General features: G+C 67.6%; 33 protein-coding genes and 3 tRNA genes. 12 read left to right on the forward strand and 24 right to left on the reverse strand.

From position 1 onward, the window contains the following. The 3 genes from B2U11_RS10760 to B2U11_RS10770 form a co-directional block, all read left to right on the forward strand. Positions 1-499, forward strand: a 499-nt coding sequence (locus tag B2U11_RS10760) for a CvpA family protein (protein ID WP_292071693.1), incomplete at its 5' end; no start/stop codon positions are given. A 32-nt stretch (positions 500-531) separates the two neighbouring features. Further along, a complete protein-coding gene (gene purF, locus B2U11_RS10765; protein ID WP_201215751.1) occupies positions 532-2,037 on the forward strand; it encodes an amidophosphoribosyltransferase in 1,506 nt (501 codons plus the stop codon). A gap of 63 nt (positions 2,038-2,100) precedes the next feature. Then, positions 2,101-2,853 (forward strand): SDR family NAD(P)-dependent oxidoreductase, encoded by a 753-nt coding sequence (locus tag B2U11_RS10770; protein WP_292071696.1) that lies wholly within the window; start codon positions 2,101-2,103, stop codon positions 2,851-2,853. On the opposite strand, the gene B2U11_RS10775 is transcribed toward B2U11_RS10770, so the two are convergent. The 8 genes from B2U11_RS10775 to B2U11_RS10810 form a co-directional block, all read right to left on the reverse strand. Then, positions 2,850-3,317, reverse strand: coding sequence for an NUDIX hydrolase (locus B2U11_RS10775; protein ID WP_292071698.1), 468 nt, complete (start codon positions 3,315-3,317; stop codon positions 2,850-2,852). The genes B2U11_RS10770 and B2U11_RS10775 overlap by 4 nt on opposite strands. 5 nt (positions 3,318-3,322) lie before the next feature. Beyond that, a complete protein-coding gene (der, locus tag B2U11_RS10780) occupies positions 3,323-4,951 on the reverse strand; it encodes a ribosome biogenesis GTPase Der (protein ID WP_292071700.1) in 1,629 nt (542 codons plus the stop codon). A gap of 32 nt (positions 4,952-4,983) precedes the next feature. Then, positions 4,984-6,369, reverse strand: coding sequence for a PQQ-binding-like beta-propeller repeat protein (locus B2U11_RS10785; protein WP_292071701.1), 1,386 nt, complete (start codon positions 6,367-6,369; stop codon positions 4,984-4,986). Between the two features lie 23 nt (positions 6,370-6,392). Continuing rightward, complete coding sequence (locus B2U11_RS10790; RefSeq protein WP_292071703.1) at positions 6,393-7,160, reverse strand: tetratricopeptide repeat protein; 768 nt, start codon at positions 7,158-7,160, stop codon at positions 6,393-6,395. 78 nt (positions 7,161-7,238) lie between these two features. Beyond that, positions 7,239-8,075 (reverse strand): 3-methyl-2-oxobutanoate hydroxymethyltransferase, encoded by an 837-nt coding sequence (panB, locus tag B2U11_RS10795; protein ID WP_292071705.1) that lies wholly within the window; start codon positions 8,073-8,075, stop codon positions 7,239-7,241. Between the two features lie 57 nt (positions 8,076-8,132). Next, positions 8,133-8,570, reverse strand: coding sequence for a hypothetical protein (locus B2U11_RS10800; protein WP_292071707.1), 438 nt, complete (start codon positions 8,568-8,570; stop codon positions 8,133-8,135). Beyond that, positions 8,560-9,120: an RNA polymerase sigma factor gene (locus tag B2U11_RS10805; RefSeq protein WP_292071709.1), complete on the reverse strand. Its 561-nt coding sequence runs from the start codon at positions 9,118-9,120 to the stop codon at positions 8,560-8,562. Before B2U11_RS10805 ends, B2U11_RS10800 begins: the two co-directional genes overlap by 11 nt. A 25-nt stretch (positions 9,121-9,145) precedes the next feature. Continuing rightward, on the reverse strand, positions 9,146-9,544 hold the full coding sequence (locus B2U11_RS10810; protein ID WP_292071711.1) for a DUF6249 domain-containing protein: 399 nt from the start codon (positions 9,542-9,544) through the stop codon (positions 9,146-9,148). Positions 9,545-9,746: 202 nt separating this feature from the next. On the opposite strand from B2U11_RS10810, the gene B2U11_RS10815 reads away from it, so the two are divergent. Genes B2U11_RS10815 through pip form a run of 3 tightly spaced genes read left to right on the forward strand, consistent with a single transcriptional unit; the run spans position 9,747 to position 11,365 of the window. Continuing rightward, positions 9,747-9,986, forward strand: a complete 240-nt coding sequence (locus B2U11_RS10815; RefSeq protein ID WP_292071712.1) for a DUF2188 domain-containing protein — start codon at positions 9,747-9,749, stop codon at positions 9,984-9,986. A 2-nt stretch (positions 9,987-9,988) separates the two neighbouring features. Beyond that, positions 9,989-10,351 (forward strand): DUF423 domain-containing protein, encoded by a 363-nt coding sequence (locus tag B2U11_RS10820; RefSeq protein WP_292071714.1) that lies wholly within the window; start codon positions 9,989-9,991, stop codon positions 10,349-10,351. Positions 10,352-10,390: 39 nt separating this feature from the next. Then, the gene (gene pip, locus B2U11_RS10825) at positions 10,391-11,365 is read left to right on the forward strand and encodes a prolyl aminopeptidase (RefSeq protein WP_292071716.1); all 975 of its coding nucleotides are present in this window, start codon (positions 10,391-10,393) and stop codon (positions 11,363-11,365) included. A gap of 146 nt (positions 11,366-11,511) precedes the next feature. Here the strand turns inward: pip and rplL are convergent, their stop codons facing one another. After that, positions 11,512-11,901 carry a 50S ribosomal protein L7/L12 gene (gene rplL / locus B2U11_RS10830; protein ID WP_249750151.1) on the reverse strand — a complete coding sequence of 130 codons (390 nt, stop codon included), beginning with the start codon at positions 11,899-11,901 and terminating at the stop codon, positions 11,512-11,514. Between the two features lie 62 nt (positions 11,902-11,963). Further along, positions 11,964-12,479 carry a 50S ribosomal protein L10 gene (gene rplJ / locus B2U11_RS10835; protein ID WP_249750150.1) on the reverse strand — a complete coding sequence of 172 codons (516 nt, stop codon included), beginning with the start codon at positions 12,477-12,479 and terminating at the stop codon, positions 11,964-11,966. A 318-nt stretch (positions 12,480-12,797) separates the two neighbouring features. Between rplJ and B2U11_RS10840 the strand changes: the two genes are divergently transcribed. Continuing rightward, positions 12,798-13,505 (forward strand): glutathione S-transferase, encoded by a 708-nt coding sequence (locus B2U11_RS10840; RefSeq protein WP_292071717.1) that lies wholly within the window; start codon positions 12,798-12,800, stop codon positions 13,503-13,505. Here B2U11_RS10840 and B2U11_RS10845 read toward each other — a convergent pair. From B2U11_RS10845 to B2U11_RS10905, 13 genes are all read right to left on the reverse strand, one after another. After that, on the reverse strand, positions 13,502-14,011 hold the full coding sequence (locus B2U11_RS10845; protein ID WP_292071718.1) for a DUF2059 domain-containing protein: 510 nt from the start codon (positions 14,009-14,011) through the stop codon (positions 13,502-13,504). The genes B2U11_RS10840 and B2U11_RS10845 overlap by 4 nt on opposite strands. Before the next feature lie 69 nt (positions 14,012-14,080). Beyond that, positions 14,081-14,533, reverse strand: a complete 453-nt coding sequence (locus tag B2U11_RS10850; RefSeq protein ID WP_292071719.1) for an NUDIX hydrolase — start codon at positions 14,531-14,533, stop codon at positions 14,081-14,083. A gap of 112 nt (positions 14,534-14,645) precedes the next feature. Then, positions 14,646-15,728, reverse strand: coding sequence for an AI-2E family transporter (locus tag B2U11_RS10855; protein ID WP_292071721.1), 1,083 nt, complete (start codon positions 15,726-15,728; stop codon positions 14,646-14,648). A gap of 166 nt (positions 15,729-15,894) precedes the next feature. Next, entirely contained in the window at positions 15,895-16,584 is a 690-nt protein-coding gene (gene rplA, locus B2U11_RS10860; protein WP_292071723.1) for a 50S ribosomal protein L1, read from the reverse strand. A 4-nt stretch (positions 16,585-16,588) separates the two neighbouring features. Beyond that, positions 16,589-17,020, reverse strand: coding sequence for a 50S ribosomal protein L11 (gene rplK, locus B2U11_RS10865; protein WP_249750145.1), 432 nt, complete (start codon positions 17,018-17,020; stop codon positions 16,589-16,591). Between the two features lie 229 nt (positions 17,021-17,249). Then, complete coding sequence (nusG, locus tag B2U11_RS10870) at positions 17,250-17,825, reverse strand: transcription termination/antitermination protein NusG (protein WP_249750144.1); 576 nt, start codon at positions 17,823-17,825, stop codon at positions 17,250-17,252. A 13-nt stretch (positions 17,826-17,838) separates the two neighbouring features. Continuing rightward, positions 17,839-18,135, reverse strand: a complete 297-nt coding sequence (gene secE, locus B2U11_RS10875) for a preprotein translocase subunit SecE (protein ID WP_249750143.1) — start codon at positions 18,133-18,135, stop codon at positions 17,839-17,841. Between the two features lie 70 nt (positions 18,136-18,205). Continuing rightward, positions 18,206-18,281 (reverse strand) — tRNA-Trp (locus B2U11_RS10880). Positions 18,282-18,373: 92 nt separating this feature from the next. Then, positions 18,374-19,711, reverse strand: coding sequence for a hemolysin family protein (locus tag B2U11_RS10885; RefSeq protein WP_292071726.1), 1,338 nt, complete (start codon positions 19,709-19,711; stop codon positions 18,374-18,376). A 95-nt stretch (positions 19,712-19,806) separates the two neighbouring features. Further along, a complete protein-coding gene (locus tag B2U11_RS10890; RefSeq protein WP_283843656.1) occupies positions 19,807-19,941 on the reverse strand; it encodes a hypothetical protein in 135 nt (44 codons plus the stop codon). 303 nt (positions 19,942-20,244) lie between these two features. Then, positions 20,245-21,435: an elongation factor Tu gene (gene tuf, locus B2U11_RS10895; protein WP_201216432.1), complete on the reverse strand. Its 1,191-nt coding sequence runs from the start codon at positions 21,433-21,435 to the stop codon at positions 20,245-20,247. Positions 21,436-21,496: 61 nt separating this feature from the next. After that, positions 21,497-21,570: transfer RNA gene (locus B2U11_RS10900), tRNA-Gly, on the reverse strand. Between the two features lie 80 nt (positions 21,571-21,650). Next, positions 21,651-21,734, reverse strand: a tRNA-Tyr gene (locus tag B2U11_RS10905). A 151-nt stretch (positions 21,735-21,885) separates the two neighbouring features. On the opposite strand from B2U11_RS10905, the gene rlmB reads away from it, so the two are divergent. The 3 genes from rlmB to B2U11_RS10920 are packed head-to-tail and all read left to right on the forward strand — an operon-like array spanning position 21,886 to position 23,940. Then, positions 21,886-22,770 (forward strand): 23S rRNA (guanosine(2251)-2'-O)-methyltransferase RlmB, encoded by an 885-nt coding sequence (gene rlmB / locus B2U11_RS10910; RefSeq protein WP_414632956.1) that lies wholly within the window; start codon positions 21,886-21,888, stop codon positions 22,768-22,770. A 31-nt stretch (positions 22,771-22,801) separates the two neighbouring features. Continuing rightward, on the forward strand, positions 22,802-23,608 hold the full coding sequence (locus B2U11_RS10915) for a YjbE family putative metal transport protein (RefSeq protein WP_292071731.1): 807 nt from the start codon (positions 22,802-22,804) through the stop codon (positions 23,606-23,608). After that, positions 23,605-23,940 carry a rhodanese-like domain-containing protein gene (locus B2U11_RS10920; RefSeq protein ID WP_292071733.1) on the forward strand — a complete coding sequence of 112 codons (336 nt, stop codon included), beginning with the start codon at positions 23,605-23,607 and terminating at the stop codon, positions 23,938-23,940. The genes B2U11_RS10915 and B2U11_RS10920 overlap by 4 nt, the downstream gene beginning before the upstream one ends. Here B2U11_RS10920 and B2U11_RS10925 read toward each other — a convergent pair. After that, complete coding sequence (locus B2U11_RS10925) at positions 23,937-24,284, reverse strand: carboxymuconolactone decarboxylase family protein (RefSeq protein WP_292071735.1); 348 nt, start codon at positions 24,282-24,284, stop codon at positions 23,937-23,939. The two genes, B2U11_RS10920 and B2U11_RS10925, sit on opposite strands and share 4 nt — an antisense overlap. A gap of 44 nt (positions 24,285-24,328) precedes the next feature. Here B2U11_RS10925 and B2U11_RS10930 point away from each other — a divergent pair, with 44 nt between their 5' ends. After that, positions 24,329-24,655: an ArsR/SmtB family transcription factor gene (locus B2U11_RS10930; protein ID WP_292071737.1), complete on the forward strand. Its 327-nt coding sequence runs from the start codon at positions 24,329-24,331 to the stop codon at positions 24,653-24,655. A gap of 4 nt (positions 24,656-24,659) precedes the next feature. Beyond that, the coding region (locus B2U11_RS10935; RefSeq protein WP_292071739.1) for a rhodanese-like domain-containing protein at positions 24,660-25,203 on the forward strand (544 nt) is incomplete at its 3' end.

The raw sequence follows: 25,203 nt of genomic DNA on the forward strand, positions 1-25,203 counted from the left end.
CGCCCTGCTGGCCGCCCTGGTCGCCCTGATCGCCCTGCCCTTCACCGCCATGGCCGGCCGCGCCGTGGTCGATCCGGACTGGGCCGGCACGGTGCTGGCGGCCATCCTGACCTTCTTCGTCGTCTATTTCGGCCTGCGGATCGCCGGGTCACTGTTGTCCAAGAGCGCCCAGGCCCATCCGTCCCTGGGCGGCCTCGACCGGCTGCTGGGTGTGGTGGTGGGTGCCGTGCGCGCGCTGGTCCTGATCGGCGCCGTTCATTTGGTCATCGTGGCCGCTCTGCCGGGCGAGCGCACGCCCCGCTGGCTGGCCGGCGCCGTCACCTATCCCGTCAGCGCGCTCGGCGCGCGGGCGATCCAGATGGTCCTGCCGGGCATCGGCCGGGGCGTGGACGCGATCTCGCCCGTGGTCGATTCCTCCGTACGCAAAGGGTTTTCCGATCCGGAAGCCTTGCCCCAGCCGCAATCCGGGACTACTTCGCCGCGCGAAGACGCCCCCTAGTTTCCCAAGTCCCAGGTCATCGGAGCCCGACGATGCGCCACCATATCGCCGATCCCGTCGTTCACCGCGAACATTGGCGCGAGCCCGAGGACGACCAGCTTCGCCTCGAATGCGGCGTCTGCGGCGTGTGGGGCGCGGAAGAGGACGAGGGCTCCGCCATCGTCGCCCTGGGCCTGCACGCGCTTCAGCATCGCGGCCAGGAGGCCTGCGGCATCGCCAGCGTCAGGGACGAACGCTTCTATACCGAACGTCACCAGGGCCTGGTGGGCGAAGCCTTCGGCGGGGCCGACCTGGCCGGCCGGATGCCGGGACGCGCGGCGGTCGGCCACACCCGCTACTCCACCGCCGGCGGCAGCTTCCTGCGCAACATCCAGCCGATGTTCGCCGACCTGGACCAGGGCGGCATCGCCATCGCCCACAACGGCAACCTGACCAACTTCAAATTCCTTCACGCCCAGCTGGTCGGCGAAGGCGCCATCTTCCAGTCCACGTCGGACTCCGAGGTCATCCTCCATCTGATCGCCCGCAGCCGGAAGGCCAAGATCGTCGATCGCTTCATCGACGCCCTGGCGCGGATCGAAGGCGGCTACGCCCTGGTCGCCCAGACGCGGCACAAGATGATCGGCGCGCGCGACCCGCTGGGCATCCGTCCGCTGGTGCTGGGCCAGGTCGGCGAGGCCTGGGTGCTGGCGTCCGAGACCTGCGCCCTGGACATGATCGGCGCCACCTTCGTGCGCGACGTCGAGCATGGCGAGGTGGTGGTCATCGACGAGAACGGCCTGCGCTCGCTCAAGCCCTTCCCGGCCCGCGCCGCGCGACCCTGCCTGTTCGAATACGTCTATTTCTCGCGCCCGGATTCGGTCGTGAACGGCCGCTCGGTCTATGAGGTCCGCAAGGAGATGGGCCGGGGCCTTGCCCGTGAACTGGGCGTCGAGGCCGACATCGTCGTGCCGGTGCCCGACTCCGGCGTGCCGGCCGCCCTGGGCTACGCCCAGGAAAGCGGCATCCCCTACGAGATGGGCATCATCCGCAGCCACTATCTGGGCCGCACCTTCATCCAGCCCAGCCAGGGCGCCCGTCAGAAGGGCGTGCGGATGAAGCACAGCCCCAACAAGTCGGCACTGGCCGGCAAGCGCGTGGTGCTGATCGACGACTCCATCGTGCGCGGCACGACTTCCCTGAAGCTGGTCCGTGCCGTGCGCGCCGCCGGCGCCACCGAGGTCCACCTGCGCTCGGCCAGCCCGCAGATCCTCTATCCCGACTTCTACGGCATCGACATGCCGGAGCGGGCGCAGCTTCTGGCCGCCAACAAGTCGCTGGAAGAGATGCGCGAGATGCTGGAGGTCGACTCTCTCGGCTTCCTGTCCATCGACGGCCTCTATCGCGCGATGGGCGAGACCGGCCGCGACAACGCCCATCCCCAGTTCACCGACCACTATTTCACCGGCGACTACCCGACCCGCCTGCTGGACCGTGAGATCGAGGAGGGCGGCCGGGAATTCGGCGCGCGGCAGCTCTCCCTGCTCGTCAGCGCCTGAAGCGGCGGTTGCTCCGGCGAATAGCGGCTTGGCGGGTCGGCCTCGCGCGCGCTATCAGGCGCCATGTCCGAACTTCCCCTTTCCGGCCGCATCGCGCTTGTCGTCGGCGCCTCGCGCGGCATCGGCTATGAGAGCGCCCTGGCCCTGGCCAAGGCCGGCGCCCACGTCATCGCCACCGCGCGCACCCAGGGCGGCCTGGAGGAGCTGGACGACGCCGTCTTCGCCGCCACGGGCCAGCACGCCACCTTGGTCCCGTTCGATCTGGTGGACGGGGGCGCCATCGACCGGCTGGGCGGGGCGATCTTCGAACGCTTCAAGAAGCTGGACGTCTGGGTCCATGCGGCGGCGACCATGGGCCCGTCGGGCCTGACGCCGGTGTCTCACGCCGACCCGCGCGAATTCGCCAAGGTCGAGAAGACCAACTTCACCGCCGTCTACCGCCTGATCCGTTCGCTGGAGCCTTTGTTGCGCGCGTCCGACGCCGGCCGGGCCATCCACCTGACCACCAGCGTCGCCGCCAGGCCCCGCGCGTTCTGGGGCATGTACGCCGCCACCAAGGCGGGCGCCGAAGCCCTGGTGAAGGCCTGGGCGGACGAGGTCGAATCGACGCCGATCCGATGCGCCATCGTCGATCCCGGCCGGATGCGGACCCAGATGCGCGCCCAGGCCTATCCGGGCGAGGACCCGCAGGGCCTGCCTCACCCGTCCGAGATCGCGCCCCTGATCGTCGAGCTGGCGCGCGGAGACCTGACTCCTTCGCTGACGGTGTCCTTCAAGGACTGGAAGTCGGAGCCCTCGCCCGAAGCCCTGGTCTAATCTCCAAGATCGTCGAGGAGATCGGCCAGTTCGGCGGGCCAGATCGTTTCGGCGGAGGACCGAATGTCGGCCGCCGCCCACCAGCGGTGTTCGACCAGCACGCGACGCTCCTCCTCGGTCCAGCCGCCGGGTGCGGGTGTGAAGGCCGGGACGCGCAGCAGGAAGAAGCGCTGATCCACGTCGGCCATGCGGCCGTCAGGCAGGCGGAAGGAAACGCGCACGCGCGCGACCTGTGGACCCGGATCGGCGACTGTAAGGCCCGTCTCTTCGAACAGTTCGCGGCGCGCGGCGTCCTCGAAGCTTTCGCCCGGCTCGCAGCCGCCGCCGGGCGTGGCCCAGAAGACGGTTCCGGACAGCGGCCCCTCGGCGAAGACGAAACGGAACAGCAGCACCCGGCGCTGCAGGTCCAGGATCAGCCAGCGGGCGGTCGGCCGCTCTGGAAGCGTTCCGTCCCGCTCGTTCATGGACGTCAGCGCTTGGCGCCGCCCTTCTGACCGCTGCGGACGCGGCCCGAGCGCGAGACCTGGCGGGCGCCGCCCCGCGCGCCCTTGCCGACGATGGCGTTGGTCCCGGACTTCTTGGAGGCGCTGGCCTTCAGCCCGCCCAGAGGCTTCACCTTGGGCTTGATCCCCGCCTTGGCCTTCTGCTCCAGCGCCTTTCCGGGCAGGTTGGACAGCCGCTCCTCGGCCTTCTCCGCCTTCTGGATGCGGCGCGGCGCGGTCTTGGCCGCGCCCTTGAACCGCTCCGGCCCCGACTTGGCGCCGCCGTCGACATAGGGGTTGGCCCCGCTGGTCTTGACGTTCAGGCGGATGGGCGTGCCCGGCAGGTCGAAGCTCTCGCGGATCGAGTTGATCAGATAGCGCTTGTAATGGTCGGGCATGGCCGAGGCGCGGCTGGCCATCAACACGAACGTCGGCGGACGCGCCTTGGTCTGGGCGATGTACTTCGGCTTGATGCGCTTGCCGTCCACGGCGGGCGGCGGGTGGCGCTGGGTCGCCATGGACAGCCAGGTGTTGAGATCCTTGGTCTTCACCTTGACCGACCAGGTGTCATAGGCCTGGAGCACGGCCGGCATCAGGCGATCGACGCCCCGGCCGCTGTGCGACGACAGGGCGACGAAGGGTGACCCCTTCAGCTGGGGCAGCTTGTCCTCGGCCAGGCGTTTCAGCTCGGCCAGGCGCGCCTGCGGCTCCTCCTCCAGATCCCATTTGGAGGCGACATAGACCAGGGCGCGGCCCTCGCGCTCGACCAAGTCGGCCAGCTGCAGGTCCTGGGTGTCGAAGGCGTCGTCCTTGTCCATGACCAGGATAACCACCTCGGCGAAGGTGATGGCGCGGATGGTGTCGGCGACCGACAGCTTCTCCAGCTTCTCCTGAACACGGGCCTTGCGCCGCATGCCCGCCGTGTCGATCAGACGGATGTTCCTGTCTTCCCACACCCAGTCGACCGAGATGGAATCGCGCGTGATGCCCGCCTCGGGCCCGGTCAGCAGCCGGTCGTCGCCGATCAGGCGGTTGATCAGGGTGGACTTGCCGGCGTTGGGGCGGCCGATCACGGCGATGCGGATCGGCTTTTCCGGCTCGTCCTCTTCCTCGATGAAGATGTCTTCGGACGCCGCGACGATGGCCTGATACAGGTCGGCCATGCCCTCGCCGTGCTCGGCCGAGATGGCGACCGGCTCGCCGAAGCCCAGGGCGTGCGCTTCTCCGACGCCGCCGCCCGAGGCCTGGCTTTCCGATTTGTTGGCCAGCAGGATCACCGGCTTGTGCTGGCGGCGCAGGCGTTCGGCGAAGATGCGGTCCAGCTGGGTCACGCCCTCGCGCGCATCCATCATGAACAGGATCAGTTCGGCGTCGTCCAGCGCGGCCTCGGTCTGCTCGCGCATCCGGGCTTCCAGGCTCTCGTCGGTGACGTCCTCGTACCCGGCCGTGTCGATCAGCGTCAGGTCCATGTCGCCGATATTGCCGTCGGCGTAGCGCCGGTCGCGGGTCACGCCGGGGCGATCGTCGACCAGCGCCAAACGCTTGCCGACGAGGCGGTTGAACAGGGTCGACTTGCCCACATTGGGGCGGCCGACGATGGCGACCTTCAGAGCCATGTCGGCCTTCTAACCCAGTTTGCGACGAAACGTCAGCGGATGCAGATCAGCTGACCGGAATCCGTCAGCACATAGAGGGCGCCGTCATAGGCGCTGGGGGCGATGAAGGCCGGCGCGCCCAGCTTCAGGGTCGCCTGCTGGGCGCCCGTCTTGGGATCGAAGGCTACGGCCTCGCCGAAGGAGTTGACCATCACCAGCCGGTTCGACGCCAGGATGGGCCCCGACCATTGCGGGCGAACCTCGTGGTCGAAGAAGCCCAGGAAGCCGCCCTCCTTGCGGGCTCGTCCCTCGTTCAGTTCGCGCGTCCAATAGACCTGGCCGGTGTCGCGGTTCGCGGCGATCAGTTCGCCGGCCTTGGACACGACATAGACCGCGTCGCCGACCGGCAGCGGCGCATTGACGCCGATGATGGGCAACTGCCAGCGCGGCCGGCCCGAGCGGATGTCGATGGCCGCCATCTGGCCGGAGTGGCTGATCGCATAGACCATGCCGCGGCTGATGACCGGGCGTCCGGCGATGTCGCGCACCTCGGACAGGGCGCTGGTGCGGCTGGTGTTGGACAGGGTCTCTTCCCAGACCGGCTGGCCGTTGTTGGTCCGCAGCGCGACCAGCTGGCCCGAGGCGAACGGCGCGATGACCGTCTCACCGGTCACCGCCGGACTAGAGGCGCGCAAGACCCGCGCCGGCTCGCCAATGCCGCGATGGGCCCAGGCCTGGGCGCCGGTGGCGGCGTCGAAGGCGAACATCTGGCTGTCCACATCCACCACGAAGACCCGGCCGCCCGCGACCGTGGGGGCGCCGTGCACCGGGGCGTCGACGTTCTGGCTCCAGACCACGGCGCCGCTGTTGGCGTCCAGCGCCGACACCACGCGCGTTCCCGACGAGACGAACACCCGGCCGCCGGCTACCGCGACGCCGCCGCCGAAACCGTTGTCGCGGCCGCGATCACGGCCCTCGGGCTTCACGTCGGCCTTCCACAGCACCGCGCCCGTATCGGCGGAAACGGCCGTGACGGTCGAGCGGCCGTCCAGGACGAAGATCTTGCCGTCGGCGGCGACCACCGGAGCCATGACGTCGCCCGGATTGGCCGAGCCGGCGCCGATGTCGCGACGCCAGGCGATCTGGAAGTTCGGCGCGGCGATGACGTGCTCGACCAAATTCTCGGGCGTGCCGCCAGGCTGGGTCCAGGCCGTCACGGCCTGCGGACCGGGCAGGAAGATATCGCGTCCCGCCAGCGCCGCCGACGGGGCCAGCTGCTCGTCGAAGGCCAGCACCGAAATGCGCTGCCCCTCGGTCGCCGTGGCTTGGGGTTCGTCACTGCGCCCCAGGCCGAACGGCAAGGCCCGGCGCACGGTGCCGCACGAAGCGACCGTCAGGGCGACGCCGCAGACCAGCGCGACTTTCAGAGCTCGGTTCATCGAAGGCGTCCTGTCCGGTGACGTCACTGTTGGGTCGGCGCGGCGGCCGGAGGCGCCGATGCGGCCGGCGCAGCGGGCGAGGCCTGCGGCGCGGCGGGCGGCGGCGCGGCCTTGGCGGCCTCGACGATCTTGGGCAGGGCGCCGACCGTGCCGGAGTCGATCATGGCGATGGCCGCCTGGGCCTGCTGACGAATGGCGTCGGGCACGTCCTGGCCCAGTTGCAGCACCACCAGGGCCGACCGGGCCTCGGCCGCCTTGCCGTGCTGAAGGCGCGCCAGGGCCAGCGCGTGCTGGGCGAAGGCGTGCAGCGGGCGATCGTCCTCGGCCAGCGGGGTCAGGCGGCTTTCCAGTTCGGCCAGCGGCGCGGTGTCCATCAGCAGCCAAGCAGCCTTGATCGAGGCCGTGTCGGACAGGATCGGATCGCGCGTCGCCTTGGCGGATTCGTCGAACAGGCGCACCGCATCGGGGACCTTGTTGGCGTCCAGGGCCTGGGCGGCCTGCTGCTGCAGCGCCAGCGCCTTGTAGGCGCCGTTGCCCTGCTCGACCGCTTCCTGGAAGGCGGCGCGGGCGTCGGCGGGCTTGCTGTCACGCAGGGCTTCCAAGCCGCGGTCATAGGCCTCGGCGCCCTTGCCGGCGCGGTTGGACTGATAGCTGTCCCAGCCCCACCAGCCCAGCGCGCCGATCAGCGCGACCACCAGCACCACGCCCGCGATGGGCAGCCAGGTGCGGGCCAGGCGCTTGTACCGGTCGGAGCGGAGCTCCTCCTCGACCTGCTCGAAGACATCAACCACGGAAACGTCGCCCCAAAAGATCGCTGCACGGAATCCGGCGGACCCTAGAGGGTCGCCCTCACGCCCGCAACGAAGCCGTTACGGCGTAGCCGGTTTTTTCGAGAAGTAGGTCTCGACTTCGGCAGGAAAACGGCGGGACTTTACGTCAGAGGCGAAGGCGGCGGCGGCTCGGTCGATCTCTCCGCGCAGATCGGCGTACTTGCGGACGAATTTCGGGGTCCAGTCGAACATCCCCAGCATGTCGTTGACCACCAGCACCTGGCCGTCGCAGGCGGCCGAGGCGCCGATCCCGATCGTGGGCGCGTCGATCGTCTGGGTGATTTCACGCGCCAGGGGTTCAGCCACCCCCTCGATGACGATGCAGAAGGCCCCCGCCTCCGCCACGGCCTTCGCCTCGGCGAGGACGCGCTTGCGCTCGGCGTCGGTGCGGCCCTTGGCCTTGAAGCCGCCCTCGGCCAGCACCGCCTGGGGGCGAAGACCGATATGGCCCATCACCGGAATGCCGCGCTTGACCAGGAAGGCGACGATCGGCGCCAGTTCCGCGCTGGTTTCCAGCTTCACCGCCTGCGCGCCGGTTTCCTTCATCACGCGCACGCAGGCGTCGTAGGCGGCCTGCTCGCCGCCCTCGTAGGCGCCGAAGGGCATGTCCACCACCACCAGCGCCCGGCGCGACCCCCTGACCACCGCCTGGCCGTGAAGAATCATCATCTCCAGCGTCACGCCCACGGTGTTGGGCAGGCCGTGGACCGCCATGCCAAGGCTGTCGCCGACCAGCAGCACGTCGCAATGCGGATCCAGCAGGCCGGCCATCGGCGCGTCATAGGCGGTCAGGCAGACGATCGGCTCACCGCCCTTCCGCGCCGCGATGTCAGGCACGGAAATGCGCCGGACGGTCTCCTGGGCGTGAATGGACATCGGCGGGCCTCCTGTCTGATCGGCCGTCAGATAGGCGCCCGCGCCGCCCAAGTCACCCTAGATGTCCTGCGAAAGCCGCACGGCGCCCGCGGCCAGCAGCGCGACCAGCGCCCCGGCGACGATCCAGAAGGTCATCATGCCCGAGCCGCTCATCAGGTCGATGGAGCCCATTCCGAGCGAGCTCAGGCCCAGCGAGTCGACCCCCAATCCGCCCAGGCCCGACTGGACCGCGCCCTGAGCCGTCACGGCGGCCGCCTGGACGCCCTGACCCAGCGTCGTCACCTCGGTTTCACCGCCGGTGAAGTTCAGATTGACTCCTTCGCGCACCGCGATCAGGCCGCCGATCAGACCGGCCCCGGTCAGAGCCACGCCGCGCCAGCGCGAACGCTTCTCCAGCCGCGTGCGAAACTCGGCGACGAACAGGGCGTCGTCGGCCATTCGGGGCGCGCGGGCGAAAAGCCGCTCGATCGCCGGGTCGAATTCATCAGCCGACATGAGCCGACCTCCCGCCTGAAGCCTGCGCCGGCTGAAGCCGGGCGCGGAGTTTATCCAGACCACGTTTGACATGGGATTTCACCGTTCCGAGCGGCAAATTCATGGCCGCGGCGATTTCCGGGTGGGACATGCCGGCGCCGTGGCACAGCGACACGCACACCCGTTCGGTCTCGTTCAGCGTCTTCAGCGCCTCGTCCAGGTCCAGCGCGCCGGCCTGATCGACCGGCGTCGCCGCCTCTTCGGCCTCGATCTCGGCGACGTAGCGGGCCTCGCGGGCGACGCGCTTCAGATAGAGGCGCGCGGCGATCTTCTTGATCCAGCCGGCGAACGTCCCCTGCGCCCGGAATTCGGCGCAACGCTGAAAGCCCTGCAGAAAGGCGTCCTGCGCCACGTCGTCCGCCAGCGACGGGCTGGCCCCCATCCGGCGCAACAGCGCCCGGACCGCCGAACCGTGCCGACGCACCAGCTCGCCATACTCCCGCCGCCCGCCGGCGGCCGCCTGGGCCGCCAGCTCGACGTCGTGGAGGTCGTGCAAGGTTTTCCTGTTCATGACGGTCTCCCCCGATCGGTCGCCGTCAGTCCTTGCTCGGGTTGAAGAAGCTCAGGACGATGAAGGCGATGCCGATGACGGCGGGAATGCAGGCGATGCCCAGCAAACCGTTGTCCATGCCCCCGTTCCAGCCGTTTCCGCCCATGTCGCTGACCAGGCCGAAGGCGGCGATGCCGATGCCGACCGCCAGCCAGATGATGCCGCGCCGGATGTCCTTGATGCGCGACGGCAGGGCCTTCTGCACGTCCTTGGTCATGGCGTCGATCAGTTCGGACGGCAGATCCTGGCCCTTGTCGACGGCGTGGCGGACGGTCTCCTGCATGTCGCGCTTCTCGCGATACTTCAGGAACGTCGGTCCGACGATGATGGCCGTGATGGTGCCGAAGACGGCGAAGATGGCGAAGATCGGAATGAAGTCTTCCATGGCGATACCCCTGTGGTCCCTTGCGGCCCAGCCTGATGCGGCGGCCTTCTGATCACAAGAGGCCGCCAGTCGCCCCCACGGATGCGAAATCTCAGGTGAAATCTTTGTAAGGTCGCCGTCCAGCTTCACATTGTGACCGGAACCGGTTTGAGGCGCCGCCGGTTCGCGCTAGCGTCCGCCAACTTTCCAGAAAGGCATACCCATGAGCCACGTCACCTATCGGATCGTCGAACACGACGGCGGCTGGGCTTACAAGTCCGGCGACACCTTCTCCGAGACCTTCGCCAGCCATGACGAGGCGCGGGCCGCCGCCGTGCGCGCGGCGCGCGAGCAGAAGGTGCCGGATCAGACCGCCATGATCGAATACGAGGGATCCGACGGCGAATGGGTGACCGAGCGGGCCGACGGCCACGATCGCCCGGCCACCGACGTCGAAGGCTGAGCATGGCCGGGCGCGACCTGATCGTCTTTTCCGCCCTGAACGGGGCGCTCGCCGTTGCGCTGGGGGCGTTCGCCGCCCACGGCGCCGGGCCGCAGGTCAAGACGCTGCTGACCACCGGCGCCCACTATCAGCTGGCGCACGCCGTCTTGGGTCTGGCCTGCGCCCTGTGGACCGGCGGCGGCCGTCTGGCCCGGCTGGCCGGCTGGCTGGGGACGACCGGCGGTCTGGTGTTCAGTCTTGCGCTGGCCTTCATCGCCCTGCTCAGCCTGCCGGCGATGGGCGCGGTCGCGCCGGTCGGCGGCCTTCTCATGATCGCCGGTTGGCTTTGCGTCGCGTTTGCGGCATTTCAGGCGCGGTCCGCTTAACGGCCAAGCTTCGCCCCTTCAGAGAGACCGCTGCATTTCATGGCCTTCCCTGCGTCCGCCGCCCCCCGCCGCGAGCTCTATCCAGAGATCGAACCCTTCGCCTCCGGCTGGATGGAGACCGACGGTCCGCACCAGATCTATTACGAGGAATGCGGCAATCCGCAGGGTCGCCCCGTGCTTGTCCTGCATGGCGGACCAGGCGGGGCCGTCAATCCGGGGATGCGGCGCTACTTCGATCCGGCGAAATACCGCATCATCCTGTTCGACCAGCGCGGATGCGGCAAATCCCGCCCGAACGCCTCGCTTGAAGACAACACCACCTGGACCCTGATCGAGGACATCGAGCGTCTGCGCGCCCGCTGCGGCGTGGACAGGTGGGTGGTTTTCGGCGGCTCGTGGGGTTCCACCTTGTCGATGGCCTACGCCATCACCCATCCCGATCGGTGCCTGGCGCTGGTGCTGCGCGGCATCTTCCTTCTGAGCCGCAAGGAGCTTCACTGGTTCTACCAGGACGGCGCCTCGATGATCTTCCCCGACGCATGGGAGCGGTTCGTCGCGCCCATCCCCGAAGCCGAGCGTGGCGACCTGATGGGCGCCTATTACAAGCGGCTGATCGGCGACGACGTGGCCGAGCGCGAGCGCTGCGCCATCGCCTGGTCCAGCTGGGAGGGCGAAACCGTCAGCGTCGAGGGCCCCAGCGCCCGGCCCGACAAGTTCGCCGAGCCCGAGTTCGCGGTCGCCTTCGCGCGGATCGAAAACTGGTTCTTCACCAACGGCGGCTTCTTCCCCGAGGAGAACTGGATCCTGAACAACGTCGACCGGATGCGGGCCATTCCCTGCTGGATCGCGCAGGGTCGCTTCGACGTGGTGACGCCGATCTCCAGCGCCTGGGCGCTGCACCGCGCCTGGCCCGAGGCCAGGCTGGACATCGTGCCCGACGCCGGCCACGCTTCGTCCGAGCCTGGAATCGTCGACAGCCTGATCCGCGCCACCGACTGGGCCGCGACGGTCTGACGCGTTCGACCAGCCTCAACAAGCGACAGGCCCACGGGACCCGGCCTCAAGTAGCCCGAAGGACGATAGGCCAAACAAAAAGCCCAACAAAAAAGCCCCGGGTTTCCCCGGGGCTTTTCCGATCTTCGGCGATGCCGAAGCCCAGATTACTTGATCTGGACCTTGGCGCCGGCTTCCTCGAGCTTCTTCTTCAGCTCTTCGGCGGCTTGCTTGGAGACGTTCTCGACGACGTTCTGCGGAGCGCCTTCGACCAGGTCCTTGGCTTCCTTCAGGCCCAGGTCCGAGCGAGCGCCGCGAACTTCCTTGATGACGTTGATCTTCTTGTCGCCGCCGTCGACCAGGACGACGGTGAACTCGGTTTGCTCTTCGGCGGCTTCAGCCGGAGCGCCGCCAGCGGCGCCGCCGGCCGGCATGGCCATGGCGACCGGAGCGGCGGCGGAAACGCCCCACTTTTCTTCCAGCAGCTTGGAGAGTTCAGCGGCTTCCAGAACGGTAAGCGCGGACAGGTCTTCGACGATCTTGGCGAGGTCGGCCATTGTCAGTTTTCCTTCGGAGGATTGGTTTCAGAGAGGGATGCAGAGATGAAAGGGTCCGCCGCTTACGCGGCTTCCTTGGTGGCGTAGGCGTTGAACACCCGGGCCAGCTGACCGGCGGGCGCTTGCAGCACGCCGGCGACCTTGGTCGCGGGTGCGTTGAGCAGGCCGATGAGTTGGCTGCGGACTTCGTCCAGCGTCGGCAGCTTGGAGAGCGCCTCGACGCCCTTCTGGTCGACGACGGTTTCGCCCATGAAGCCGCCGACGATCTTGAAGCGATCGTTGGCCTTGGCGAACTCGGTGGCGACCTTGGCGGCCGTACCGGGGTTCTCGGCATAGGCGATGCCCACGGGACCCTTGAACAGGCCGTGGTAGTCGCTGCCTTCTTCGGCTTCGAGCGCCTTCAGCGCCAGGCGGTTCTTGACCACCTTGAACGCGCCGCCGGCGGTACGCAGCCGGCCACGCAGGTCTTCCATTTCCGCAACGGTCAGACCCAGGTTGTGGGTCACGACCACGGAGCCGGCGTCGGCGAACACGCCCTTGAGCGTCTCGATCGACTCGGCCTTTTGTGCGCGGTCCATTGCGGTCTCCAGTCTTGGCATTCGCCGCCGGGCTTATTCCCGACGACGGATTGGCCAAAGCGCCGCGCGTCGCCGCGAGACGTTCAGGCCGGTCGTATTGTCCGAAGGAAGCGACTGACGGCGTCCGTCCCGGAAATGCGGGCCGACATCTGCCAGTTTGCGTCCCCATCTCCCCACGGCGCCAGGGGGCTCCCTGACGGTTACGGCGCGGGTGGCCCCCACGCCCCGAAGTTCTCGGACAGGACCGTCAAAGGCGAACCTTCGACGGGAAGCGGCGCTCATACAGGGGCAGGTCCGATAAATCAAGGAGCGTGACGCATGGCCTATGAACTCTATTACTGGCCGACGATCCAGGGGCGCGGAGAGTTCGTCCGCCTGGCGCTGGAGGCCGCCGGCGCGGACTATGTCGATGTCTCGCGCCAGGACGACGGCGAGGCGATGATGCGTCTGATGAAGACGGCCGCCACGCCCGCCTTCGCCCCGCCCTTCCTGAAACTGGGCGAACGCACCATCGGCCAGGTGGCGGCCATCCTGGCTTGGATCGGGCCGCAGATGGGGCTGGCCCCCGACGGAGACAGCGACCGCGCCTGGGTCAACCAGATCCAGCTGACGCTGGCCGACCTGGTCGTGGAGACGCACGACACCCACCACCCCGTCGACCTTATGGCCTATTACGACGCCCAGAAGCCCGAGGCCGCGCGCCGAGCCGAGGGATTCCGCGATCGCCGCATCGCCAAGTTCCTGGGCTGGGCCGAGCGGGTTCTGGAGCGCAATCCGGCCGGTCCTGGCTGGCTGGTCGGGGGCCGCGTCACCTATGCCGACCTGTCCCTGTTCCAGGTGGCGGAGGGCCTGCGATACGCCTTTCCGAAAGCGACGGCTCGCGTGATGCGGGACACGCCGCGTGTGAGCGCCCTGCGGGACCGCGTGGCCGCCCTGCCCCGGGTCGCCGCCTATCTGGGCAGTCCGCGTCGCATCCCGTTCAACGAGGATGGGATATTCCGGCGATACGCCGAACTGGACGGCTAGCGTCCCCGCTTGGCGGCCGCCTGCCCGGCGTCGGCGCCGCAATCGAACGCGGCGCAGAACTTCGACCGGAACTCGGTCAGCAGACCCATCAGCGCGGTCTGCATGACCGCCTCCTGTCGCATCCCGATCTCCAGGGACTTGGCGGCGATGTCCTGCCCCACCGGCGACCGGTAGAAGGCGATCTGCGCCTCCAGTTCCGCGACGGTGAAGGTCTCGGCGTACACCGGCTCCAGATCGGTCATCATCCGGCTGATCATGCGGCCGATCATCGCCGGCATGTTGGCGCGCATCCATGCGGCCTCTTCGGTGTCCTGCCCCTGCGCCGCCTTCTCGATTTCGGACTGCGCGTAGCGTTCGATCGACTTGGCCAGGTTCGGTCCGCTGGACACGGCGATCAGTTCGCGCGCCAGGACGGTGCGGCGCTCCATGTCCGCGCTCTGCGACCAGACGGGGCCCGCCGCCGCGACGGCCATCCAGCCCGCCAAGATAAGACCGATGATGCGCATGAATGCTCCCCCAACCGCCCTTATCGGGTCGGGGCGTGGCCAAGACCAGAGGAAACCACTTGGGGTTGCTCAATCCGCCAGGTGCGTGGCGTCGAAGTCGCGTATCAGGGCCGCCAGATCCGGCTCATGCACCGCCTCGGCGGCTTCGGCGAAGGTCATCCACCGCCGCTCGCGTTGGTGGGCCTCGGGCCAGGCGCCGAGCTGGATCAGCACCTCCAGCGGATAGACGGACACCACGCAGCGTCGCTCGCTGTCGTCCTTCAACCGCTTCAGATAGCGGAAGACGCCGATCGACTGGTCATGGATCTGCCCTTTGACGCCGGCTTCTTCCAGCGCCTCCTGGGCCGCGGCCTCGGCGTCCGTCAAGCCGACCATTCGCCCGCCTTTCGGGATGACCCAGCGCCGCGTCTCACGCGACGTGATCATGAGAATGCGGCGCCGCCCTTCGTCCAGCCGCCACGGCAGGGCGGCGACTTGCCGGGTCTCGGATCGCGCGGTGCGCTTCGCTTGTTCGCCCGTCACCTGTCGCTCCTTGCGGCGTCCGCGACCGAATTCATCCGCCTTCGGACGACCCTCCCATCGGGAAACGGGATCGCGGGGCCTGCGTCAAGTCGTCCCGCTTCCAGACGGACGATTATCGCTCTCCCGGGGCCCGCGCATCCGGATCCTTCAAGACGTCCTGGCGGTAGAGCATGGTCACCAGCGTGTGCACCACCAGCGCCAGCGGCGTGGCGAACAGCACCCCCAGCGGACCGAACAGGGTGCCGATCCCGACCACGGCGAAGATGCCCAGCACCACCGGCAGGTTCGCCACGTTCTTCTGGACCATCGGTGTGATGAAGTTACTCTCCAATTGCGAGACGATGACATAGAGCGCCAGGGTCATCAGCGCGGTCTCCCACCCCTGGGTGGCGCCCACCAGCACGGCGGGCACGGTGGAGACGATGGGGCCGACGATCGGCACGAACTGCGCCAGCCCCGTCAGCAGGCCCAGACCCAAGGCGGACGGCACGCCGATCACGGCCAGACCGACGCCGGTCAGGGTGCCGACCAGCACCATCGAGAACAGTTGGGCCTTCAGCCAGCCCTTCAGGGCGTGACCGCAGCTGTTCAGGACTTCGCGCAGGCGCGGGCGATGCTCCATGGGCGCCATCGACAGCAGCCCTTCGCGCGACTTGGCCGGCTCGATGGCCAGGAAGACGCCGGCGACAACGACCAGCACCAGCGTCGTCACGCCCGAGGCTAGGCTGAGCGCGAAACGTTGCGCCACCTGAAGCGCCTGGCCCGCGCGATCTCCCAGTCCCTGCAGCTGTTCGAACAGCTGTCCGGCGTAGGGCTGGGACTGAATCCACGATTGGACCTGCGCCCATCCTTGAGGCACCACCGCCGACAAGGCCGCCACCTGCTCGGCGATCTGCGCGCCGAACAGGGTCAGCACCCCCGCAAGGACGGCCACCACGATCAGCAGCGACAGAAAGACCGCCAAGGGATCCGGCGCCTTGAACCAGCGCACGATGGGGTCGGCTAGCGCACGCAGGATCACCGCCACGACGATCGCGCCGAAGATCAGCAGCCAGAGCGTCTGCAGCGTGATGATCAACTGGACGGCGAAATAGGCCGCGACAAGCACCACGGCGCCGAACGCCAGACGCCCCTTCCACGGGTCGCCCGCGCCCGTCGCGCTCGCGGCGCCGCCCCGTCTTCCAAGTCCGAACATCGTCACATCCCCAAAGGTCGCCGACAGAACGCACCCCCAGCGTGACCGTTCGCCCTCGGTGGAAAAAAGAAGGCGCAGCGCGACTTCCTTCGGTCCTGACCACGAAACGAAAACGGCCCCGGAGATCGCTCTCCGGGGCCGTCTCTATTCAATCGCGAAGCGGGGATCAGGCGTCCAGCGAAGCCGGATCGACCTTGATGCCCGGGCCCATCGTCGAGGACAGGCTGATGCGCTTGACGTAGGTGCCCTTGGCGCCCGACGGCTTGGAGCGGTTCAGGGCGTCGACGAACGCCTTGACGTTGGCTTCCAGCGCGTCCTGCGTGAACGAGGCCTTGCCGATGCCGCCGTGCACGATGCCGGCCTTCTCGACGCGGAACTCCACGGCGCCGCCCTTGGCGTCCTTGACGGCCTGGGCGACGTTCGGGGTCACGGTGCCGACCTTGGGGTTCGGCATCAGGCCGCGCGGGCCCAGCACCTTACCCAGACGACCGACCAGGGCCATCATGTCCGGCGACGCGATCACGCGGTCGAACTCCATGAAGCCGCCGTTGATCTTTTCGTACAGATCTTCGGCGCCGACGTGCTCGGCCCCGGCCGCCTTGGCTTCCTCGGCCTTGGCGTCCTTGGCGAAGACGGCGACGCGGACGTCGCGGCCTGTGCCGGACGGCAGGTTGACCACGCCGCGGACCTGCTGGTCGGCGTGACGCGGGTCGACGCCCAGGTTGACGGCGATCTCGATCGACTCGTCGAACTTGGCCTTGGCGTTGTCCTTGACCAGCTTGATGGCGTCGGCGAACGGGATCAGGTCCTGGGTGACGCCGGTGCGGGCCTTCTGGGCCTTGGTTTGCTTGGCCATGTGCTTAGCCCTCCACCACTTCGAGGCCCATCGCGCGGGCGGAGCCTTCGATGATCTTGGCCGCCGCGTCGAGGTCGTTGGCGTTCAGATCCTTCATCTTCTTTTCGGCGATCTCGCGCAGTTGCGTCTGCGTGATCTTGCCGGCGATCTCGCGGCCGACCAGCTTGGCGCCCGACTTCAGGCCGGTGGCCTGCTTCAGGTACCAGGTCGCCGGCGGCGTCTTGGTCACGAAGGTGAACGACTTGTCCTGATAGACGGTGATGACGGTCGGAAGCGGGGTGCCCTTGGCTTCCTTCTCGGTCCGCGCGTTGAACTCCTTGCAGAAGCCCATGATGTTCACGCCGCGTTGACCCAGAGCCGGGCCGATCGGCGGCGAAGGCGTGGCCGAACCGGCCGGCACTTGCAGCTTGATATAGCCGAGAATCTTCTTGGCCATTGGTCTCTCCTATGAATGATCCCGGGCTTTGATCCGGGACCGGTGAGCCGTGGTCCGGCATGGCTGCCTCCCACGGATTTGCCGCACCGCGAACCAGGGTCCGCCGAGCGAAGGCGCGCGTGTATCAGAGGGGGGATGGAAAGGCAACGCACGTCCCTGCCCTCGCCGCAGAAACGAAAAAGCCGCGCCCTTTCGGACGCGGCCTGAAATCTCGACCGGTGCGTGAGCCTCAGCCCGCGACCTTCTCCACCTGGCCGTATTCCAGTTCGACCGGCGTGGCGCGCCCGAAGATGGAGACGGCGACGCGCAGGCGGGCGTTCTCCTCGTCCACGCTCTCGACGGCGCCGTCGAAGCTGGCGAAGGGGCCGTCGGTGACCTTGACCTTCTCGCCGATGTCGAAGCGGATGGTGGGCTTGGGACGCTCGACACCCTCTTCCACGGCCCCGATGATGTTCTGCACTTCGCGTTCGGAGACCGGCAGCGGCTTGGTGCCGCCCGCCGCGCCCAGGAAGCCCGTGACCTTCGGCGTGTTCTTGACCAGGTGATAGGCCTGGTCGGTCATCTCCATCTTCACCAGGACGTAGCCCGGGAAGAACTTGCGCTCGGAGTTCACCTTGCGGCCGCGACGGATCTCGACGACGTCCTCGGTCGGCACCAGAATCTCGGAGAAGGCGTCTTCCAGGCCCTGCTGGCGGGCCTGTTCGCGCAGTTGCTCGGCGACCTTCTTCTCGAAGTTCGAATAGGCGTTGACGATGTACCACTTGTGCCGCGGGTTGGCCGGCTTGGCGGGCGCTGCGTCGGTCATGGGGGCGTCTTTCTTACGAGCCGAGAGCGATGATGTAGCGGAAGGCGAAGCCCAGGCCGGTGTCCACCACCCAGAAGAAGATCGAGGCGATCAGCACCATGATGAAGACCATCACCGAGGTGATCCAGGTCTCCTTGCGGCTGGGCCACACGATCTTGCGGCCTTCGGCGCGCACCTGGCTGAAGAACTGAGCCGGGCTCGTCTTCTTCTTGGGCTCGGTCGCCTCCACGGCGATGGTCTGGCCCGCCGGGGCGGTCTGAAGCTTCGAGCCCATCTGCGGGCGCTTGCCGGGGTTCTTGGCCTTGGCCATCAGATGCTCTTCAAACAATTGTTCCTGTCGCCCCAGATGGGAAGTCCCATCCGGAAGCGACAGGGGGAAATGGCAGGAGTTGGGGGACTCGAACCCACGACCCCCGGTTTTGGAGACCGGTGCTCTACCAGCTGAGCTAAACTCCTAGACAAAGGCCGCCCGCCATCGGCAAGCGTCTTCGCCAGAGGGGCGCGTATGCCTGACGCGGCCCGGCATTTCAAGGGCGGATGTGACGCGCCTAATCCTCGTCCAGGTGCGCGGCGACCGCCTGCTTCTCGTCTTCGGCGCGGACCAGCTCCTTGAAGATCAGCTTGTCGATGCGGCGATCGTCCATGTCGACCACCTCGACCTCGTAGCGCCCGACCTGCAGAACCTCGCCTTCGTCGGGTACGCGCGACAGCTGATGCAAGATCAGGCCGGCGACGGTGTGGAAGCCTTCGTGATCGCCGAAATCCTCGCCCAGCGCGTCGGCCAGCTCGTCCAGGTCGGTCTGGCCGTCGACCAGCCAGGAACCGTCCTCGCGCTGGCGAAGATAAGCCTCTTCCTCGTCATGCGATTCGTTGAAGTCGCCGGCGATCATCTCCAGCAGGTCGGTGGCGGTGATGACGCCTTCGAAGGCGCCGAACTCGTCGACGATGAAGGCCATGTGGACCTTGGAGCCCTTGATGATCTCCAACGCCTTCAACACCGAGGTCGACTGCGGGATGAAGGCGGGCTCCTGAACCAGGCTTTCGACGTTGAACTCGCCATTGTCCAACAGGCTGTCCAGCAGGTCCTTCTTGTGGACGACGCCCAGCGGATTATCGACATCGTTCTCTCGCGCCACGACGATGCGGGAATAGGGACACGAGCGGATTTCCTCGCGCAGCTGCTTCTCGCTGTCGTCCAGGGCGATCCAGAACACCTCGTGGCGTGGCGTCATGGCCACCCGCACGGGCCGATCGCCCAGCCGCAGGATCTCCTCGATCATCTCCTGCTCTTCCGGCTCGATCAGGCCCGCGGACGTGCCCTCGGCCAGGATCGTCGCCACCTCTTCCTGCGTGACGTCCGAACCGTCCCGGTCCTTGACGCCCAGCAGCTTCAGGATGCCGGATGTCGATGCGGTCAGCAGCAGGACGAACGGCTTCATCACCAGCGCCAGGCTGGAGATGGGCTGCGCCATCTTGGACGCGATGGTCTCCGGGAAGATCAGCGCCAGGCGCTTGGGAACCAGTTCCCCGACGATCAGCGAGACATAGGTGATGCAGATGACGACCAGGGCGGTGGCGAAGAATTCGGTGTAGGCCGCCAGGGCCGGAAAACTGGTCTCCAGAATCCGGTCCAACTCACCCGCGATGGTCGCCTGGCCGTAGGCGCCCGCCAGAATGCCGATCAGGGTGATGCCCACCTGGACCGCCGACAGGAATTGCGTGGGCTCCTCGGACAGCTTCAGGGCCTTGCGCGCGCCCCGATCCCCCTTCTCCGCCCGGCTCTGCAGCTTGGATTTCCGGGACGACACGACCGCCAGTTCGGTCATGGCGAAAAGGCCGTTGAGCACCACCAGGAGCAGAACGACGACGATAGCGATGAGTAACATCTAGGGGGTTATAGGGACCGACGCGGCGCGACAAACGGCGTCCGCAATGACGACAGTAGGCGACAATCGCCCCTAACGCCACGATTTCCTTGAAATCACCCCGTGCGGCCGGCCTCGACAGAGCCGTAGGCGCCGGAAACGGGACGCCCTTGAGCATCGTACTGCGTCGCGCAGGCCGACATCCCGATCAGAGTGCCGATGAACAGACCGATGCGAACCGCGCGAAACATAGGGTTACCAAATCCTTAACGTCCACGAGCGAACGTAGACGGCGGATTCTGGTTCCAGGCAAGACCACACGCCTGAAGGCGAACGTAAATGCAGAAACGGCCCCCGGATCGCTCCGGGGGCCGCTCTGTCTTTTGGCCTATGCTCGCCTCGCGGAGGCTCGGCGCGAGGCCGAAGCGCTCAGGAAGCGAGCGATCGCATCGCGAGCGTTAGCGCACTCAGAAAGTCGATTACTCGACGATCTTGGCCCCTGCGGGAGCATGGCTCCCGCAGCATCGCGAGGATGCGTGGCCTTGGATCGTCGATTACTCGACGATCTTGGCCACGACGCCGGCGCCGACGGTGCGGCCGCCTTCACGGATGGCGAAGCGCAGGCCCTGGTCCATGGCGATCGGGGTGATCAGCTCGACGTTCAGCTCGGCGTTGTCGCCCGGCATGATCATCTCCACGCCTTCCTTCAGGTGCACGATGCCGGTCACGTCGGTCGTGCGGAAGTAGAACTGCGGACGGTAGTTGGTGAAGAACGGCGTGTGACGGCCGCCCTCTTCCTTGGTCAGGATGTAGGCCTCGGCCAGGAACTTGGTGTGCGGGGTGATCGAACCCGGCTTGCACAGAACCTGACCGCGCTCGACGTCCTCGCGCTTGGTGCCGCGCAGCAGCACGCCGACGTTGTCGCCCGCCTCGCCCTGGTCCAGCAGCTTGCGGAACATTTCGACGCCCGTGCAGGTCGTCTTCTGCACCGGACGGATGCCGACGATCTCGACTTCCTCGCCGACCTTGATCACGCCCTTCTCGACGCGACCGGTCACCACAGTGCCGCGGCCCGAGATCGAGAACACGTCTTCGACCGGCATCAGGAACGGCTGGTCGACCGGACGGGCCGGCTGCGGGATGTAGGCGTCGACGGTTTCCATCAGCGCCAGAACGCGCTGCTCGCCGATCTCCGGGTTCACGCCGTCGGTCGCGGCCTTGGCCGAGCCCTTGGTGATCGGGATTTCGTCGCCCGGGAACTGGTACGAGCTCAGCAGCTCGCGCACTTCCATCTCGACCAGTTCAAGCAGCTCTTCGTCGTCGACCAGGTCGACCTTGTTCATGAAGACCACCAGCGCCGGCACGCCCACCTGACGGGCCAGCAGGATGTGCTCGCGCGTCTGCGGCATCGGGCCGTCCGCGGCCGAGACCACCAGGATCGCGCCGTCCATCTGCGCCGCGCCCGTGATCATGTTCTTCACATAGTCGGCGTGGCCCGGGCAGTCGACGTGCGCGTAGTGACGGTTCGCCGTCTCGTATTCCACGTGCGCCGTGTTGATCGTGATGCCGCGCGCCTTCTCTTCCGGCGCCGCGTCGATGTCGGCGTAGTTCATCGCCTTCGCGCCGCCCGCCTTCGCCAGCGTCATCGTGATCGCCGCCGTCAGCGTCGTCTTGCCGTGGTCAACGTGACCAATCGTGCCGATGTTGCAGTGCGGCTTCGTGCGTTCGAACTTTTCCTTGGCCATGGCCAAAACTCCTCGAGGCCCTGGTCCGTCAGCGGAGGGGCGCGATGCTGATCTAAAAACCTGGAGCGGGTAGACGGGATCGAACCGACATCCTCAGCTTGGAAGGCTGCTGCACTACCATTGTGCTATACCCGCGCGGAGACTGCGGAAGTTCTTTGGGAACGCCGCAGCCGGTTCCTCTCCGTCGTCCTGATCCGTCGTATTCGAAAAGCGCGTGGTGGGGGAAGTAGGACTCGAACCTACGAAGCTTACGCAGGGGATTTACAGTCCCCCCCCTTTGCCGCTCGGGACATTCCCCCAAACGCGCTCTGTCGAACCGCCGGACCCCTCGTTCCGCCCCTCAAAGGAAGCGGGACGAAACAAAAGCCTTCGGCTTGCCGCCTCCTCTGAGATAGAGGGGGCGCCCAGACCCGAAAGCCCCTGGGGCTCCAAATCGGAGGGCGTCTTATAGTGTCGTCGAAATCAGAACGCAACGACCGTAAAAGCGGTAAAAAGCAGGCCTTCGCCAGCCGCTCCGGCGGCATTCGCGAACGGTCCGAAAAGCCCGCCGCCAAAGGGTTTGGCGGTCGTGAGGAGACACCGCGTCCCGCGCGCGGCGCCGACCGAGGCCGGGCCGACGCCGACAATTTCCTGTGGGGCCGGCACCCCGTTCTGGCCGCTCTGGCGAATCCCGCCCGGCGTGGAACCGGCCGCCTTCTGGCGACGCCCGAGCGCGCCGCCGAAATCGAAGCCGGCGATCTGGCCCACGGCCACCGTATCGAGACGATCGATCCCCAAGCCCTGACCCGGATGCTGCCGCCCGGCGCGGTGCACCAGGGCCTGGCCTTCAAGGTCCAGCCGCTGGAGGGCGTGGCGCTGGACGACCTGGCCGAACCGGCGCAAGGCGTCATCGTCATGCTGGACCAGCTGACCGATCCCCAGAACGTGGGCGCCATTTTCCGCTCGGCCCTGGCCTTCGGCGCGCGGGGAATCATCGTGCAAGACCGTCACGCTCCCGCCCTGGCCGGCGCCCTGGCCAAGGCGGCGGTCGGCGCCACCGAGCGTCTGCCGCACGCCCGCGTGACCAATCTCAGCCGCGCGCTTGAGCGGCTGGCGGACCTGGGCTGGCGCGCGGTCGGTCTGGACGGCGCGGGCGAGCAGACATTGGAAGAGGCGCTGGACTCCCAGCCGACCGTCCTGGTCATGGGCTCGGAGGGCGACGGCATCCGCCGCCTGGTGGCGGAACACTGCGACGTGCTGGCCAAGATCCCCATGCCCGGCGGCTTCGAGAGCCTGAATGTGTCCAACGCCGCCGCCGTGGCGCTTTATGAGGCGGCGCGCGCGCAACGCGGCTGACAGATTGCCGCACCGGCGCTAGAGAGCGGCCATGGACTTCCTCTCCTCCCCCGAACTCGTCAGTCAACTCACCGCCTTGGGCCAGGTTCTGCTGATGGACCTGGTGCTGGCCGGCGACAACGCCGTGGCCGTGGGCCTGGCCGCCGCCGCCCTGCCCCAGGACCAGCGCAAGAAGGCGATCCTGGTGGGCCTGGCCGCCGCCGTGGTGATGCGGATCGGCTTCGCCCTGATCACCGTCCAGCTCCTGGCGCTGGTCGGCCTGTTGCTGGCGGGCGGACTGCTGCTGCTGTGGGTGTGCTGGAAGATGTGGCGCGAACTGCGCGAGCAGGCGACCCACGATCAGGCGGAGGCTGAGGCCGAGTTGCAGCTCGCCATGAGCATCGAGCACGGCACGGGCCCCTCGCCCGAGGAGTTGGGCGTCAAGCGCAAGTCGTTCGGCGCGGCGCTGGTCCAGATCATGATCGCCGACATCACCATGTCGCTGGACAATGTGCTGGCCGTCGCCGGCGCCGCGCACGAGCATCCGTGGATCATGGTCTTTGGCCTGATCCTGTCGATCGCCCTGATGGGCGTGGCCGCCACCTACATCGCCAAGCTGCTGCACCGCTTCCGCTGGATCGGCTACGTCGGCCTGGTCGTCGTGCTCTACGTGGCCTTGCACATGATCTGGGACGGCGCCCGCCAGGTGGTGGTTCGCACTGGGAATACCGAGCCGTTCAACGCCTCGGCGCCGGCCTTCCTCGAGATCGGCCCCGAGGAGGCGGCCCACCACCTGGGCCGGCAGCGCGCCGAGGATAGCGCCGCCCCCGCTGCGGCCGAACCGGGCGCCCCTCAATGAGCGTCGCCGTGGTCTCGGTCGAGGAGGCCGCCGCCTGGCTCCAGGCGGGCGAAGCCGTCCTGATCGACGTTCGCGAACCCGACGAATACGCCGCCGCTCATATCGAAGGCGCGATCCTGGCCCCGCTCAGCCAGATGCCGGCGGCCTGGCAGGCGTTGGACCTGCCGGCCGACAAGACGATCATCGTCCAATGCCTGAAGGGCGGCCGCAGCCACCAGGTCTGCGCCTTCGTCGGCCCGACCGCGGCCGACGGCCAGCCGCTGTTCAACCTGACCGGCGGCATCCAGGCCTGGCACGCCGCCGGCCTGCCGGTCGTGTTCGCCGAAAGTTAGGCGGCCTCGGCGAACTGGTCGAAGGCGCGCAGGGCGTCGGCGGCGTACATCAGGGCCGGGCCGCCGCCCATATAGACGCACATGGCCATGACCTCGGCGACTTCCGCGCGCGTCGCGCCCAGATCCGTCAGCGCCTTGGCGTGAAAGCCGATGCAGCCGTCGCAACGCTGGCTCACGCCGATAGCCAGGGCGATCATCTCCTTGGTCTTCTTGTCGATCACGCCGTCGGCTGTGGCGCCCTTCGCCAAGGCCGAGAAGGCCTGCATAGGCTCCGGCTGGGCGCGGCGAAGCTCGCCGATGTAGGTCGAGATATCGCGTGTCAGCGCCGCATAGTCCTTGGCCACGAGAGCCTCCTTTTCATTTCGTATTTTTATGATATGATTAAAGCATGAAATGTAAAGACGCCATCGTCATCCAACTCGGCGACGCCCTGCCGCCTCGCGCGGACGAGGCGGCGGACTTCCTGAAAAGCCTGGCCAACCCCCATAGATTGCTGATCCTGTGCGCCCTGATCCAAGGCGAACGGAACGTCTCGACGCTGATCGAAGAGACCGGCGTGGCGCCCACGTCCATGTCGCAGCATCTGTCGAAGCTGAAGGACGAAGGGGTGGTCGACTTCCGCCGCGACCACCGCACCCTGACCTATTTCATCGCCCATCCGGCGGCGGTCGAGATCATGACCGTGCTCTACGCCCACTTCTGCGCAAAGGACTGACCGCATGGTCGACACCATATCCCCCCGTCAGGCGATGGACTGGCTGGCCTCCGGCCGGGCCGTGCTGATCGACGTGCGCGAACCGGACGAGTTCGCGGCCGGCCACATCCCCTACGCCTTGTCGGCGCCGCTGGCCCGCACGGCGGCGATCCTGCGAGACATGGACCTGCCCGCCGACCGGACGATCGTGTTTCAATGCCAGAAGGGCGCGCGTGGCGGCCAGGCCTGCGCCGCCATCGGCGCCGTCGCGCCCGGCGGCCAACTCGTATTTAATCTGGACGGAGGCATCGAAGCCTGGAGCCGCGAGGGCCTGCCCGTCGTCGGCGCGACACCGGGCGGGCCGCCGATTTCGATCTTCCGCCAAGTGCAGATCGTCGTCGGCCTGCTGGTGACGCTGGGCGTCATGGCAGGCTTCGCGCTCCACCCCGTCGGCTTTATCGTCGCCGGGCTGTTCGGCGCGGCGCTGGCCACGGCGGGCGTGACGGGTTGGTGCGGCCTGGCGATGTTGCTGGGTCAGGCGCCCTGGAACCGCCTAGGGTCCGTACTCA

This window comes from Brevundimonas sp. UBA7534, assembly GCF_002479325.1.
GTDB lineage: Bacteria > Pseudomonadota > Alphaproteobacteria > Caulobacterales > Caulobacteraceae > Brevundimonas.